Raw genomic sequence first — 13,539 nt, forward strand, 5'->3', positions numbered from 1 at the left:
CGGTCCATCAGCACACCGCGTTATCGTTCATCGCGGGCAAGCCATGCTCCTACAGAAGCATTAGAAATCACCGGGACACCATGGAATTCATCCGCAGCCGTATCGAAACCCAAATCATGAGCCTGACCGGCCTTTCCCTGGGCAAGCTCGACTTGGAAAACCCCAAGGGCGATCCCGGTCTGTTCGGGCCCGATTCGGTGAGCTGGCAAGTGCATGGTGACTTCAGCAGCATGCTCATCGGCGGTATCAGCGCCCTGATGTTACAAGCCTTGCATCCGCTGGCCCTGGCGGGTGTGTGGGATCATTCGAACTTTCGCGAGGACATGCTCGGCCGGTTGCGTCGCACAGGACAGTTCATTTCGGGCACCACCTTCGGCTCGCGCCAGGACGCCGACTGGCTGATCGAGAAAGTCCGGACCATTCACCTTCAGATTACCGGCACGGCACCCGATGGCCGGCCCTACGCCGCCAGCGATCCCGACTTGCTGACCTGGGTGCATGTGGCCGAAGTCAGCAACTTTCTCGCCGCGCATCTGCGTTACCGCAACCCGCATCTGTCTGTGGCCGATCAGGATCGCTATTACGCGGAAATCGCGCTGGTTGCCGAACGTCTGGGTGCCCGGGATGTGCCTCGTTCGAGGCAGGAGATTTCCGATTATCTTGCGCGAATCAGGCCGCAACTGTTGTGCGACGAACGCAGTCGCGAAGTGCTGCGCCTGTTGCTGAACGCCCCTTCCCCGAGCCGTCTGGCCAAGCCTTTCGGCGGGCTGATGATGCAGGCCGGGATCGATCTGCTGCCGGATTGGGCCAGCGACATGCTCGGCGTCAGCCAGAGCCCGCTGCAACGCAAGCTGATCCGTGCCAGCGTCAATCGCAGTGCGCCGATGCTGCGTTGGGCGGTGCGCAATGGTTCAGTGCAACGGGCAAAAAGACGAATGGGGTTGTTGACCTGACTCCCACTGTAGGAGCAAAGCTTGCTCGCGATGGCGTCGTTACGGTCGACCATGCAACATCTGACCCACCGCTATCGCGAGCAAGCTTTGCTCCCACAGGTTCTTCATCGCTCAAGCTGTTAAACTCCCGCGCCAAATTCCAACCTGCAAGGCGCCCAGCATGTCTTCCTTGAATCAGGCGCTGCGCGCCGCCCTTGAACATCGCCAGGACCTGCTGGCCGAGCTGCATCAGCAAGGCACCGATTGCTATCGCCTTTTCCATGGCAGCCAGGAAGGCGCCGGTGGCCTGACCATCGACCGCTACGGCCCACAACTGATGGTGCAGAGCTTTCACCAGTCGCTGGAACGCGATGCGCTGCTGCAACTGCACGAAATCGTCAACCAGCACCTGGGCTTTGAAAGCCTGCTGGTCTACAACGACCGCTCCCGCGGCAACTCGCGCATCGACCGTGAAGACAATGTCTACCGCGCCGACGACGCGGCACTGCAAGACCTGGTCGGCCACGAATGGGGCCTCAACTACCGGGTGCGCGGGCGTCACGCCGGGCAGGACCCGCTGCTGTTCCTCGACCTGCGCAACACACGCGGCTGGGTCAAGGCGCACAGCCAAAACAAAAGCGTGCTCAACCTGTTCGCCTACACCTGTGGCGTCGGCCTCAGCGCCGCGGCCGGTGGTGCCCGGGAGGTGTGCAACCTGGACTTCGCCGAAGGCAACCTGGCGGTCGGTCGTGAAAACGGCCTGCTCAACCCGCAATTGCCGACCATGGAATTCATCCAGTCCGACTACTTCCCGGCCATCCGCCAATTGGCCGGCCTGCCCATCAGCCAGCGTCGCGGGCAAAAGTTGCCGAGCTATCAGCGCCTGGAACAGCGCCAGTATGATCTGGTGCTGCTCGATCCTCCGGCCTGGGCCAAGAGCGCGTTCGGTACTGTCGACCTGTTGCGCGACTACCAGAGCCTGCTGAAACCGGCACTGCTGACCACTGCCGAGAACGGTGTGCTGATCTGCTGCAACAATCTGGCGAAAGTCAGCATGGACGACTGGCGCGAGCAGGTTTTGCGTTGCGCGGAGAAAGCCGGACGGCCAGTGCGCGAGTGGACAGTGATGAAACCCGGTGGTGATTTCCCGTCGATGGACCAGCAACCGCCACTCAAAACCCTGATCCTGCAGCTCTGATTCATGTCAGACAAATCTGAAAAATCCTGAACAGGGCAATTGTTTCGGAACCGGAATCGCGTGCCATACTCCAAGGCACTCCGATTCAGACAGATGAAGCCACGCATGTACAAAGGATTGATTCGCGCCGTCGGCGCCTTGTTGACTGCTCTGGCCCTCTACAGCCTGCTGGGCTTTCTGATTTTGCCGGGCATCGCCTTGCGCGTGGCCAACCAGCAACTGGCCAACTACGCCACGATGCCCGCCACCCTCCAGCGAATCGAACTCAACCCGTTCAGCCTTGAAGTGACCCTTTGGGGCCTGAACATCGGCGAACCCGGCAAGGAACAGGTCGGCTTCGAACGCCTGTACGCCAACCTGCAACTCGACAGTCTCTGGACCAAGGCGTTGCATCTGTCGAATATCGAACTGGATAAACCCAAGACTGAAGTGCTCTTTGGCAAGGACGGCAAGCTCAACCTGCTCGGCCTGTTCAAACTGCCAGCGAGCGAGCCGACACCGACCGATCCCAATGCCAAGCCATTCCCGTTGCGCATAGACAGCATCAAGCTGGCGGGCGGTGGCGTGCATTTTCTTGATGAACGCCCCAGCGAACCCATCGAATTCATTTACGACAAACTCGACTTCGAGCTGAAGAACCTCAGCACCCTTCCCGAAGACAGCGCCAACATGACCCTGTCGGCCATCGGCCCCAACGGCGGGCAGATCGACTGGACCGGTAATTTCAGCCTCATTCCGCTCGCCTCTGAAGGCAAGCTGAAACTCACCGACGGCAAGATGAAAGCCTTTTGGCCCTATGTACGCGATGCGGTGCCACTGGTGCTCGAAAACGGTGTCGTCAGCCTGAGCACCGACTACAAGCTCAACCTGTCCAAACAAACCGAACTGTTGCTGAGCAATGTCTCGGCCACCATCGCCCCCTTCGCCATCAAGGCCCCTGACGGTCGGCCACTGGTGAAACTCGAACGGCTGGACGTCAGCGAAACCACGATCGACCTGGCGAAACAGCAAGTCGTCGTCGGCAAGATCCGCAGCAATAAGCTCGAAACCTGGGCAGCCCTGGAAGCCGACGGCCAGCTCGACTGGCAAAAACTGTTCGCCAGCCAGCCTTCCAAACCGGCGGCAAAAGCCAAGGCCGAACCCGCCAGCACCCCAGCAGCGGCCGATTCGCCGAAACCCGAACCGGCACCCGCCTCCAAACCCTGGCAGGTACTGCTGAACGACGTGCAACTGCGCAATTACCAGGTGCACCTTGCCGACCGCAAGGCGCAACCTGCCGTGGCCCTGGAACTGGGTCCGCTGAATCTCGACCTGCAGAAGTTCGACAGCCTCAATGGCTCACCTTTCCAGCTCAAGCTCGACACCGGCGTGGGCAAGCAGGGCAAGCTCACGGCCGAAGGCGAAGTCAACCTGGCACCGATCACCGCCAGACTCAACGTAACAACCCGCGACATCGATCTGCGCGTCGCCCAGTCCTACATCAACCCGTTCATTCGCCTGGAACTGCGCAGCGGCATGCTGGGCAGCGATCTGGCGGTCAACCTGAAAAGCACCGAGCCGCTGGCCCTCAGCGTTACCGGCCGCGCCCAGGTTGATCAGTTGCACACCCTCGACACCCTGAAAACCCGTGACTTTCTCAAGTGGCAACAGGTGGTGGTCGAAGGCCTGAACTATCAGCATGGTGACAGTCTGTCGATCGACAAGATCAACCTGATGCAACCCTATGTACGCTTCATGATCAACGATGACCGCACCACCAACATCGATGACTTGCTGATCCCACAACCGGCGGATTCCGCGGCCAAGCCTGCGGCCACCAAGCCTGCGAGCAAAGAAAAACCGCTGGCCATCCACATCGGCGGCTTCGTCATCAACGACGGCTCGGCCAACTTCGCCGACTTCAGCCTGACCCCGAACTTCGCCACCGCCATTCAAGAACTCAACGGGCAGATCGGCACCATCGACAGTCGTCAGGCCAAACCGGCCAGCGTCGACGTCAAGGGCAAGGTCGATCGCTATGCACCCGTGACCATCAAAGGCGCGGTCAACCCGTTCGACCCGATGGCCAGCCTCGACATCGCCACCAGCTTCAAGCGGGTTGAACTGACCACCCTGACGCCCTACTCCGGCAAATTCGCCGGCTATCGCATCCGCAAGGGCCGGCTCAATCTCGACCTGCATTACAAGATCACCAAGGGTCAGCTCCAGGCCGAAAACAAGGTGGTCGTGGAACAACTGCAACTGGGTGAAAAAGTCGACAGCCCGGACGCCGTGAGCCTGCCGCTGAAACTGGCGATTGCCTTGCTCAAGGACGTCGACGGCAAAATTTCCATCGAACTGCCGGTGTCCGGTGACTTGAACAACCCTCAGTTCAGCGTCATGCCGATTATCTGGCAGACCCTGCGTAACCTGATCGTCAAGGCGGCGGCTGCACCGTTCAAACTCATTGGTGGGCTGGTCAGCGGCAGTGGCTCGGAAGATCTGGGCAGCGTGTCGTTCGCGCCAGGCTCGAGCGAGCTGAGCAAGGACGCCGAAGCGGCACTGGTCAAGCTGTCCAACGCGCTCAAGGAACGCCCGGCCCTGCGCCTGGAAATCGAAGGCACCGCGGCCAAGAGCAGCGACGGTCCCCTGATTGCCGAGCAGCGCCTGGAACGGGAATATCAATACAACTACTACAAAATGCTCCAGCGTCGTGGCGACAAGGTTCCGGCCCAGGCTTCCTTGCTGGATGTCCCGGACAGCGAAAAAGGCCCGCTGCTGGAAGGGATCTACCGCACACGCCTGAAAACCCAGCCACCCGCCGAATGGAAGGACCTGGGCAAGGAAGAGCGCACTGCCAAAATGCGCGAGGGCGTGATCCAGTTCTGGAGCTCCAGCGAAGTGCTGTTGCGGCAGTTGGGTCAGGACCGCGCCAGCAGCATCAAGGACTATCTGGTCGACAAGGGCCAACTGGCTGATGATCGTGTGTACTTCATCGACGCTCAGTTAGGTGATGCGGAAAAAGACGGCAAGGTCGTCACGCCCCTGCATCTGGACGCCGAATGATGGGTAAGCGGCTGTTGCTCGCACTGGCGTTGCCATTGGCCGCAAGCCACGCCTCGGCGGCCGATACCCTGCGCTGCGGCAGTCAATTGATCAGTGTCGGTGACCGGTCGAGCGAAGTGCTGCAAAAGTGCGGCGAACCGGTCAGTCGCGATCTGCTGGGTTACAAGCGCAGCGTCAATCGACGGGAAGAGTTTCAGGTCGAGGAATGGACCTATGGGCCGAATGGCGGGATGTACCAGTATCTGCGGTTCGAGGGAAATCGGTTGGTGCAGATCACCAGCAAACGCGGTAACTAAGAACACCACACATCACTGTGGGAGCGAGCCTGCTCGCGAAGACGGACCGACATTCAACATTTGAGTTGGCTGACAGTCAGCTTTCGCGAGCAGGCTCGCTCCCACAGGGGTTTTGTGTTGCCCACAATAGAACAGGCCCTGACACGAATGCCGGGGCCTGTAATGGCCACATCCTTATGGCCGTTCGCATGAACTCCTCAGTTGCGACAGACGTATGTCTTGGCCCGCCTGCCGCGCCTCCTCCCAGTCCAGGCGAGAAGCCTTGCCTTACTCGGCTTTCAGGCCGTCAGCGGAGACCGCTTTGACGCCTTTGATTTTCTTGGTGATCGCCACGGCAGTTGCCTTCTGGGCTTCAGTCACTGCAACAGTGGACGACAGGGACACGACGCCTTTGTTGGTTTCAACTTTGATGTCGGTGCCGGGAATGCCTTTTTCAGTCACCAGGTCACTTTTGACTTTGGTGGTAATCCAGGTATCGGAAGTAGCTTCCTTGGCCTTGGTCATTTCACCGGCTGCCAGCGTCATGGGAGCCTGGGTGGTCTGAGACTGTGCGAACGCGGCATTGGCCATGGTCAGGGTCAGCGCGGTAGCAGTAGCGGCAGCGATAGCGAACTTCTTCATACGAGTAACTCCTGTTTTTCCGGAAAGTCTGCTGGGTGTCATGTCAGCAGGGTTACTCGAGACGTTGCGAACGCTGTGCCAAGTTTGAGACATTGAATAAACATATAAAAATCAATAAGTTATAAATTCGTGCATTTTGCGGAATCATGCAAATTGCATGACTTCGACATTCTCTACATGCAAGTTGCCGTTTTTGAAGAAGGCCTAACGCCATGAATTGTGGGAGGTTTTCTCTTTTGCATCGATACCGGAATAAAATATGCCCCGTCCTTTGAATGACGGGGCATTTTCTGTGTGTGCAACGGGACAGATCGTTAGCCGCCGCAGCCTTTGGGCGCATAGTCTGCTGCGACACTGGTGGCACAGGTCCAGCCTTTAGTCGCGTCACGAGACAGCGTCACAGTCGCACCTGAAATGACCGCTGGCGCACCTTTCAATGTGCAAACCATCCCGGGGGTTGTGCCGGTGGCAGCTGCAAGAGTGCAGTTCTGTGTATCACCCCCTGGGGCAAATGCAGTGACAGCCGGGGCAGCCGTACCGGAGTTGACCGCATCCTCATAATTGACCTTCAGCGCCGAAAGCTCTGCGACACCCGCCGTCACCTTCGCCCGTGCCTGATACTTGGAATAGGCCGGTATCGCGAACGTCGCGAGAATCCCGATGATCGCCACGACGATCAGTAATTCGATCAGGGTAAAACCTTTTTGAGTGTTCATAGACAGCCTCCGTGCATGAGTCGAATTCTCATGATCTGGATCTGTTGCAGCACAGCTCATGCCAGGCTCGGCACCCCCTATTGGCGGGACGTACGACAGCCGCAACGCGCCTTCTTAGCCCCAGGATCCGCACTATCTGACACTTTTTGTCACCTCACCGTCGCTGGTTTGGCTGCGTTGCTTGACTAGGCTATAAGTCATGAATTGTCTGCGCCCGGTATCTCCATGAATGACATCGCCCTCAGCGGTCTGGCCAAGCAATTGGTCCTGGCCGAGCTGCTCACTGACAAAAGCGCGCAACACGCTTCTCAACAAGCCCAACGCAACCACGTCTCACTGGTCAGCTACCTGGTGCAGAACAAACTGGTGAAAAGCCGTCAGGTTGCCGAGATTGCTTCTGAACACTTCGGCATGGCCTTGATGGATCTCAACAGTCTGGACAAGGAAACCCAACCCAAGGGACTGGTCAGCGAAAAACTGGTCCGCCAGCACCACGCCCTGCCCCTCTGGCGTCGTGGCAACAAACTGTTCGTGGGGATCTCCGACCCGACCAGTCACCAGGCCATCAACGACATTCAGTTCAGCACCGGGCTTACCACCGAAGCCATCCTGGTGGAGGACGACAAGCTCAGTGACGCCATCGAGCGGTTCTTCGACAGCCAGGGCACTGGCCTTGAAGACATGGTCGACGTTGACCTCGACGGGATGGACATCGAAGCGGCCGATGACAGGCGCCAGGATGCCATCATCGGCCAGGAAGCCGATGATGCGCCGGTGGTGCGCTTCGTCCACAAGATGCTGCTCGACGCGATCAGGAGCGGCTCTTCCGACCTGCATTTCGAGCCCTACGAGAAAATTTATCGGGTGCGGATGCGCACCGACGGCATTTTGCGGGAAGTCGCCAAACCGCCGATCCAGTTGGCCAACCGCATCGCGGCGCGGCTGAAGGTCATGGCCAGCCTCGACATCTCCGAGCGCCGCAAGCCCCAGGACGGGCGGATGAAGATGCGCCTGTCCAAAAACAAATCCATCGATTTGCGGGTCAACACCTTGCCGACCCTGTGGGGCGAGAAAGTGGTGATCCGGATTCTTGACCCCTCCAGCGCACAAATGGGCATCGATGCCCTTGGCTACGAGCCCGAACAACAAGACCTGTACATGACCGCGCTCAGGCAACCACAGGGGATGATTCTGGTGACCGGCCCCACGGGCTCCGGCAAAACCGTGTCGCTTTATACCGGGCTGAACATTCTCAATACCGTGGACATCAACATCTCCACCGCCGAAGACCCGGTGGAGATCAATATGGAAGGCATCAACCAGGTCAACGTCAATCCTAAACAGGGCATGGATTTCGCCCAGGCGCTACGCTCCTTTCTGCGCCAGGATCCGGACGTGATCATGGTCGGTGAGATCCGCGACCTCGAAACCGCCGAAATCGCCATCAAGGCCGCCCAGACCGGGCATCTGGTGTTATCGACCCTGCACACCAACAGCGCCGCGCAAACCCTGACCCGCCTGCACAACATGGGCATCCAGGGCTTCAACATCGCCACGTCGGTCAGCCTGATCATCGCCCAGCGCCTGGCACGCAAACTGTGCAGCCATTGCCGGGTGCCCCTCGACGTTCCCCGCGAAACGCTGCTCAAGGAAGGCTTCCCCGAGGAACGCATCGGCACATTCACGATCTATGAGCCGGTCGGCTGCGAACACTGCAACGGCGGCTTCAAGGGACGCGTGGGGATTTATGAAGTGGTGAAGAACACGCCGGACCTGCAACGCCTGATCATGGCCGAAGGCAATGCGCTGCAAATCGATGAGCAGATGCGCAAGGACGGCTTCAACGACCTGCGCACTTCAGGCCTGCTCAAAGCCATGCAAGGCATTACCAGCCTTGAAGAAATCAACCGGGTTACCAAGGACTGAACATGGCGGTCAAAGCAGCGAAAATCAGCATTTACGCCTGGGAAGGCACCGACCGCAAAGGCACGAAAGTCACCGGCGAGTTAAGCGGGCAGAACCCGGCACTGATCAAGGCGCAACTGCGTAAACAAGGCATCAACCCCGGCAAGGTTCGCAAGAAAACCGTCTCGCTGTTCAACATGGGCAAGCGCATCCAGGCCCAGGACATCGCCTTGTTCACGCGCCAGATGGCGACCATGATGAAAGCCGGCGTGCCGCTGTTGCAGTCGTTCGACATTATTGCCGAAGGCTTCGATAACCCGGCCATGCGCACCCTCGTGGACGAGGTCAAACAGGAAGTCGCGGCAGGCAACAGTTTCGCCGCCGCCCTGCGCAAGAAACCCCGGTATTTCGATGAGCTGTACTGCAATCTGGTGGATGCCGGTGAGCAGGCCGGCGCCCTGGATACCCTGTTGGAGCGGGTGGCGACCTACAAGGAAAAGAGCGAAAGCCTCAAGGCCAAGATCAGGAAAGCCATGACCTACCCGCTGGTCGTTGTGTGTGTCGCCATGGTTGTGACCGCGATCCTGCTGGTCAAAGTAGTGCCGCAGTTCCAATCGGTGTTCGAAGGGTTTGGCGCCCAATTGCCTGCCTTTACCGTGATGGTCATTGGCCTGTCGCGTTTCATGCAGGACGGCTGGTGGATGATGCTCGGTGCGCTGATCGCAACGATCCTGGGTGCACGCCATGCTTTCAGGACGTCACAAGGCTTTCGCGATCGAACCGACGCCTGGCTGCTGAAGCTGCCGCTGGTGGGGACGCTGATGTATAAATCGGCCGTGGCTCGTTTTGCCCGCACCCTGTCGACCACCTTCGCCGCCGGTGTCCCCTTGGTGGAAGCCCTGGAGTCGGTGGCCGGCGCCACCGGTAACATCGTGTTCAAGCGCGCGGTGCTGCGCATCAAGCAGGACGTTTCGACAGGGATGCAGTTGAACTTTTCCATGCGCGCTTCCGGCATTTTTCCGAACATGGCCATCCAGATGACCGCCATCGGCGAAGAGTCCGGCGCACTGGACGCCATGCTCGACAAGGTCGCGGGTTTCTATGAAGACGAGGTAGACAATATGGTCGATAACCTCACCAGCCTGATGGAACCGTTCATCATGGTGGTTTTGGGTGTTATCGTCGGCGGCCTGGTGGTCGCGATGTACTTGCCCATCTTTCAACTCGGCTCAGCGATCTGACATGCCCTTGAACGAAATTCTGACCCACTTCCCCCTGGTTTTCGTCGTCATCGCCGGGCTGATGGGCTTGCTGGTCGGCAGCTTTCTCAACGTGGTGATCTGGCGCCTTCCAAAAATGCTCCAGCGCGAATGGCGCGTACAAGCCCATGAGATCCTCGGGCTGCCCGGGGAAACGCCGCAGCCCACCTACAACCTGCTGCTGCCCCCCTCCCAGTGCCCAGGCTGCGGCCATCGGATTCGTGCCTGGGAAAACGTTCCCGTGCTCAGTTTTGTATTTCTGCGTGGGCGCTGCTCGGCCTGTGCCATGCCGATCAGCAAACGCTATCCGTTGACTGAACTGGCCTGTGGCCTGTTGTCGGCGTTCATTGCCTGGCACTTCGGTTTCGGCTGGCAAGCCTGCATGACGCTGCTCCTGACCTGGGGCCTGCTGACCATGAGCCTGATCGACGCCGAGCATCAGCTGCTGCCAGACATGTTGGTGCTGCCGCTGATGTGGCTGGGGTTGATCGTCAACAGCCTCGGCCTGTTCGTGCCACTGCATGACGCGATGTGGGGCGCCATTGCCGGGTACCTGGCGCTGTGGTCGGTGTTCTGGCTGTTCAAGCTGATCACCGGCAAGGACGGCATGGGCCACGGCGACTTCAAGTTGCTGGCGATGTTTGGCGCCTGGGGCGGCTGGCAGATTCTGCCGTTGACCATCCTGCTCTCATCCCTTGTAGGAGCCATTATCGGTGTGATTTACCTGCGCCTGCGCCAGGCAAAAACCTCGACACCGATCCCCTTCGGCCCCTATCTGGCGATTGCCGGCTGGATTGCCTTGCTCTGGGGTGGTCAAATAACCGACTTCTATTGGCAGTTTGTCGGTTTGAAATGAATACCCCTGTGGAAAAACCCTGGATTCTCGGCCTGACCGGCGGCATCGGCAGTGGCAAAAGTGCGGCGGCCCAACACTTCATCGACCTCGGCGTGCACGTGGTCGATGCCGACCATGCCGCGCGCTGGGTCGTCGAGCCGGGCCGGCCGGCGCTGGCAAAGATCGCCGAACACTTCGGCCCCGGCGTGTTGCAGGCCGACGGGCAGCTGGATCGCGCAGCCCTGCGCAAACTGATCTTCGAAGTGCCGGATGAACGCCGCTGGCTGGAAGCCTTGCTGCATCCGCTGATCGGTGAGGAAATCGCTCATCATCTGGCGCTGGCAAAATCACCTTACGCGATTCTGGTTTCGCCGCTGCTGATCGAGTCCGGCCAGTACGCCATGACCCAGCGGGTGCTGGTGATCGATGCCCCCGAACAGCTACAGATCGAACGTACCCTGCAGCGAGACCAGACCAGCGAACAGCAGGTCCAGGCGATCCTCAAGGCCCAATCCAGCCGCCAGGATCGCGTCAGCCATGCCAACGAGGTCGTGGTCAACGATCGCGACCTTGCCTGGCTGCACAGCGAGGTCGAACGCCTGCATCACTTTTACCTTACTTTGCGTGGAGGCCAGTCATGAGCCAGATCCCGACCGTCGAATGCCCGACCTGCGGCGCCCCTGTCGAATGGAGCCCCGAGAGCAAATATCGGCCGTTCTGCTCCGACCGTTGCAAACTGATCGACCTGGGTGCCTGGGCCTCGGAAGAGCACAAGATTCCGGTGGCCCCGGATGCCGAGGACGAGTTGTTCAGCGGCGATTTCGACCCGCGTCACTGATTCCGATCAATCCGGCACAATGCGTGTCGGAATTCGATGAATTGTGCCGGCTTTTATATCGTTCCCGCCTCTTGGCCCTCCAAATAGCCGCCTGATGGCGAGTGCTATACTTCTTTCGGGTTGCAGCAAGAACACAACGTTCCCCGCGGACACCGATACCGAAGGTAAATCTCAGTTAAAAGCTGCCGGACAGAGGAGGTCTACAGCAACAACAAGAGATGGGAGGTGTGGCATGAATCGGCACTATTACATCAGTGACAATCTCGACGATCTTGAAGCCGTTGAAAATGAACTGGAAGCCAACGGCATCAACACCGAACAAATTCATGTGCTCAGTGAAAAAGTTGCTGATGTTGAAGAACATCATCTTCACGAAGTTAACTCGCTGATGAAACAAGATGTCGTTCACTCTGGCGAGATTGGTGCGGTGGTCGGTGTGCCACTGGCAGCGCTGATCCTTGGCGGCGCCTATTGGCTGGGCTGGCACGAATCCGCCGCCGGCTGGGTGCCTTTTATCTTCCTTGCCGTTGTTGTACTGGGCTTCTGCATCTGGGAAGGCGGATTCTTTGGTATCCAGGTGCCAAACGCTCACTTCCGCAACTTCAAACAGATGGTGGAAGCGGGCAAACATGTCTTCTTCGTGGATGTCGAGCCCAATCAGGAATCGGTGTTGGAACAGGTCATCGAACATCATCCAAAACTGACCATTGCCGGCACGGGAACGGCCGCCCCCCACTGGACAGTCGCCTGGCTGCATAGATGGCATCAGTTCAAGCGAACGATTTAAAACCCATAATTGATTGCGAGGCAGCGCCTGGAGGCTTACGGCCATCCAGACGTTGCTTATTGGCCGAAAAAAATGACCCGGCTGAGGAACACGTAGTCCGCCTCGGTGGCCATCAGTCCGACGAGCACCAGTAGACACAACGGTGGCATCAATATGGCGTAAACCAGGGCCAACCGCTCCCAGGCCATATGCATGAAGATGGAGACAATCAAACCTGCCTTCAGCAACATGAAAGTGATAATCAGGGCCCACCTGAGATAGCCGTGAAAATGGAAATAGTCGACAAGATACGACATCGTACTGAGGACGAATAACAGCCCCCATATTTTGAGGTACAAACTGATTGGATGCTGTTGACCTTGGGCATGCGCCATCATCCGCGCTCCTCTACCACAAATAGAAGAAAGCAAAAATAAACACCCACACCAAATCCACGAAGTGCCAGTAAAGCCCGGCTATCTCGACATTCTGATAGTTTCCGGAGCGCTCATAATCTCCCCGCAATACTTTCATCGCCACAATGCTGAGGTAGATGGCGCCGATTGACACATGCAGTCCATGAAAACCGGTAATCATGAAGAAGCTGGCACCAAATTGCGCCGCGCCCATGGGGTTGCCCCAGGGACGCACCCCTTCCGCGATGAGCTTGCTCCATTCAAAGGCCTGCATGCCGACGAAGGTCACACCCAAGGCAGCGGTCGCCAACATCAGGGCTGTGGTTTTCGCGCGATCATGGCGATAAGCGAAATTAACGGCCATGGCCATCGTGCCGCTGCTACTGATCAGCACAAAAGTCATGATGGCGATCAGAATAAGCGGGATTTCCCTACCGCCAATCGTCAATGCAAAGACTTCACTGGGATTGGGCCAGAGGTCAGTGATAGTCATGCGTACCGACATGTAGCCGGTTAGAAAACACGTGAAGATGAACGTATCGCTGAGCAGGAATATCCACATCATCGCCTTGCCCCAGGGGACCTGCTTGAAAGCGTCTTTATCCGAGGACCAGTCGCTGGCGATGCCCTCCCATCCCGGTACAGGCGGCGAACCTGCTGGATTGGATGAGCCCGAATCGGCCGGGGCTTGAGGATGCGATGCCATGGTTTG

Annotated in this window: 14 protein-coding genes; 10 read left to right on the forward strand and 4 right to left on the reverse strand. The window is 58.5% G+C overall.

The genetic code is table 11. The annotated features are described in order from the left end of the window. Positions 1 to 80 precede the first annotated feature (80 nt). The 4 genes from LAB08_RS26060 (at position 81) to LAB08_RS26075 (ending at position 5,471) form a co-directional block, all read left to right on the forward strand. Positions 81 to 953 (forward strand): oxygenase MpaB family protein, encoded by an 873-nt coding sequence (locus LAB08_RS26060; protein WP_096515148.1) that lies wholly within the window; start codon positions 81 to 83, stop codon positions 951 to 953. A 160-nt stretch (positions 954 to 1,113) separates the two neighbouring features. Continuing rightward, positions 1,114 to 2,130: a class I SAM-dependent rRNA methyltransferase gene (locus LAB08_RS26065; protein WP_096515147.1), complete on the forward strand. Its 1,017-nt coding sequence runs from the start codon at positions 1,114 to 1,116 to the stop codon at positions 2,128 to 2,130. Between the two features lie 93 nt (positions 2,131 to 2,223). Continuing rightward, positions 2,224 to 5,175, forward strand: a complete 2,952-nt coding sequence (locus tag LAB08_RS26070) for a DUF748 domain-containing protein (RefSeq protein ID WP_096515146.1) — start codon at positions 2,224 to 2,226, stop codon at positions 5,173 to 5,175. After that, on the forward strand, positions 5,175 to 5,471 hold the full coding sequence (locus LAB08_RS26075; protein ID WP_096515144.1) for a DUF2845 domain-containing protein: 297 nt from the start codon (positions 5,175 to 5,177) through the stop codon (positions 5,469 to 5,471). Before LAB08_RS26070 ends, LAB08_RS26075 begins: the two co-directional genes overlap by 1 nt. Positions 5,472 to 5,738: 267 nt before the next feature. On the opposite strand, the gene LAB08_RS26080 is transcribed toward LAB08_RS26075, so the two are convergent. Beyond that, positions 5,739 to 6,092, reverse strand: a complete 354-nt coding sequence (locus tag LAB08_RS26080; protein WP_096515143.1) for a BON domain-containing protein — start codon at positions 6,090 to 6,092, stop codon at positions 5,739 to 5,741. Positions 6,093 to 6,406: 314 nt separating this feature from the next. Then, entirely contained in the window at positions 6,407 to 6,808 is a 402-nt protein-coding gene (locus tag LAB08_RS26085) for a pilin (protein ID WP_096515140.1), read from the reverse strand. Between the two features lie 225 nt (positions 6,809 to 7,033). Here LAB08_RS26085 and pilB point away from each other — a divergent pair, with 225 nt between their 5' ends. The 6 genes from pilB to LAB08_RS26115 all read left to right on the forward strand — a co-directional run bounded on the left by pilB (position 7,034) and on the right by LAB08_RS26115 (position 12,432). Continuing rightward, positions 7,034 to 8,734: a type IV-A pilus assembly ATPase PilB gene (gene pilB, locus LAB08_RS26090; protein WP_096515138.1), complete on the forward strand. Its 1,701-nt coding sequence runs from the start codon at positions 7,034 to 7,036 to the stop codon at positions 8,732 to 8,734. Positions 8,735 to 8,736: 2 nt separating this feature from the next. Continuing rightward, positions 8,737 to 9,954 carry a type II secretion system F family protein gene (locus LAB08_RS26095; RefSeq protein ID WP_096515135.1) on the forward strand — a complete coding sequence of 406 codons (1,218 nt, stop codon included), beginning with the start codon at positions 8,737 to 8,739 and terminating at the stop codon, positions 9,952 to 9,954. Between the two features lies 1 nt (position 9,955). Continuing rightward, entirely contained in the window at positions 9,956 to 10,828 is an 873-nt protein-coding gene (locus LAB08_RS26100) for a prepilin peptidase (RefSeq protein WP_096515134.1), read from the forward strand. Continuing rightward, the gene (coaE, locus tag LAB08_RS26105) at positions 10,825 to 11,448 is read left to right on the forward strand and encodes a dephospho-CoA kinase (protein WP_096515132.1); all 624 of its coding nucleotides are present in this window, start codon (positions 10,825 to 10,827) and stop codon (positions 11,446 to 11,448) included. Before LAB08_RS26100 ends, coaE begins: the two co-directional genes overlap by 4 nt. Continuing rightward, positions 11,445 to 11,645, forward strand: a complete 201-nt coding sequence (yacG, locus tag LAB08_RS26110) for a DNA gyrase inhibitor YacG (protein WP_096515130.1) — start codon at positions 11,445 to 11,447, stop codon at positions 11,643 to 11,645. The genes coaE and yacG overlap by 4 nt, the downstream gene beginning before the upstream one ends. 232 nt (positions 11,646 to 11,877) lie before the next feature. Then, positions 11,878 to 12,432 (forward strand): hypothetical protein, encoded by a 555-nt coding sequence (locus LAB08_RS26115; RefSeq protein ID WP_096515128.1) that lies wholly within the window; start codon positions 11,878 to 11,880, stop codon positions 12,430 to 12,432. Between the two features lie 56 nt (positions 12,433 to 12,488). Here LAB08_RS26115 and LAB08_RS26120 read toward each other — a convergent pair whose 3' ends face one another. Together LAB08_RS26120 and LAB08_RS26125 are read right to left on the reverse strand one after the other, a co-directional pair. Then, complete coding sequence (locus LAB08_RS26120) at positions 12,489 to 12,806, reverse strand: cytochrome C oxidase subunit IV family protein (RefSeq protein ID WP_096515646.1); 318 nt, start codon at positions 12,804 to 12,806, stop codon at positions 12,489 to 12,491. Between the two features lie 13 nt (positions 12,807 to 12,819). Continuing rightward, positions 12,820 to 13,533, reverse strand: coding sequence for a heme-copper oxidase subunit III family protein (locus LAB08_RS26125; protein ID WP_096515126.1), 714 nt, complete (start codon positions 13,531 to 13,533; stop codon positions 12,820 to 12,822). Positions 13,534 to 13,539: the final 6 nt, after the last annotated feature.

It is taken from the genome of Pseudomonas izuensis (assembly GCF_002356535.2).
In the GTDB taxonomy this organism is placed as follows: Bacteria; Pseudomonadota; Gammaproteobacteria; order Pseudomonadales; family Pseudomonadaceae; genus Aquipseudomonas; species Aquipseudomonas izuensis.

What these genes read in the sequence shown, in the direction of transcription:
- LAB08_RS26125 (WP_096515126.1), bottom strand. Translation starts at nt 13,533, where the DNA reads ATGGCATCGCATCCTCAAGCCCCGGCCGATTCGGGCTCATCCAATCCA.
- coaE (WP_096515132.1), top strand. Translation starts at nt 10,825, where the DNA reads ATGAATACCCCTGTGGAAAAACCCTGGATTCTCGGCCTGACCGGCGGC.
- LAB08_RS26075 (WP_096515144.1), top strand. Translation starts at nt 5,175, where the DNA reads ATGGGTAAGCGGCTGTTGCTCGCACTGGCGTTGCCATTGGCCGCAAGC.
- LAB08_RS26115 (WP_096515128.1), top strand. Translation starts at nt 11,878, where the DNA reads ATGAATCGGCACTATTACATCAGTGACAATCTCGACGATCTTGAAGCC.
- LAB08_RS26120 (WP_096515646.1), bottom strand. Translation starts at nt 12,806, where the DNA reads ATGGCGCATGCCCAAGGTCAACAGCATCCAATCAGTTTGTACCTCAAA.
- LAB08_RS26100 (WP_096515134.1), top strand. Translation starts at nt 9,956, where the DNA reads ATGCCCTTGAACGAAATTCTGACCCACTTCCCCCTGGTTTTCGTCGTC.
- LAB08_RS26085 (WP_096515140.1), bottom strand. Translation starts at nt 6,808, where the DNA reads ATGAACACTCAAAAAGGTTTTACCCTGATCGAATTACTGATCGTCGTG.
- LAB08_RS26095 (WP_096515135.1), top strand. Translation starts at nt 8,737, where the DNA reads ATGGCGGTCAAAGCAGCGAAAATCAGCATTTACGCCTGGGAAGGCACC.
- LAB08_RS26070 (WP_096515146.1), top strand. Translation starts at nt 2,224, where the DNA reads ATGAAGCCACGCATGTACAAAGGATTGATTCGCGCCGTCGGCGCCTTG.
- LAB08_RS26060 (WP_096515148.1), top strand. Translation starts at nt 81, where the DNA reads ATGGAATTCATCCGCAGCCGTATCGAAACCCAAATCATGAGCCTGACC.
- LAB08_RS26080 (WP_096515143.1), bottom strand. Translation starts at nt 6,092, where the DNA reads ATGAAGAAGTTCGCTATCGCTGCCGCTACTGCTACCGCGCTGACCCTG.
- LAB08_RS26065 (WP_096515147.1), top strand. Translation starts at nt 1,114, where the DNA reads ATGTCTTCCTTGAATCAGGCGCTGCGCGCCGCCCTTGAACATCGCCAG.
- yacG (WP_096515130.1), top strand. Translation starts at nt 11,445, where the DNA reads ATGAGCCAGATCCCGACCGTCGAATGCCCGACCTGCGGCGCCCCTGTC.
- pilB (WP_096515138.1), top strand. Translation starts at nt 7,034, where the DNA reads ATGAATGACATCGCCCTCAGCGGTCTGGCCAAGCAATTGGTCCTGGCC.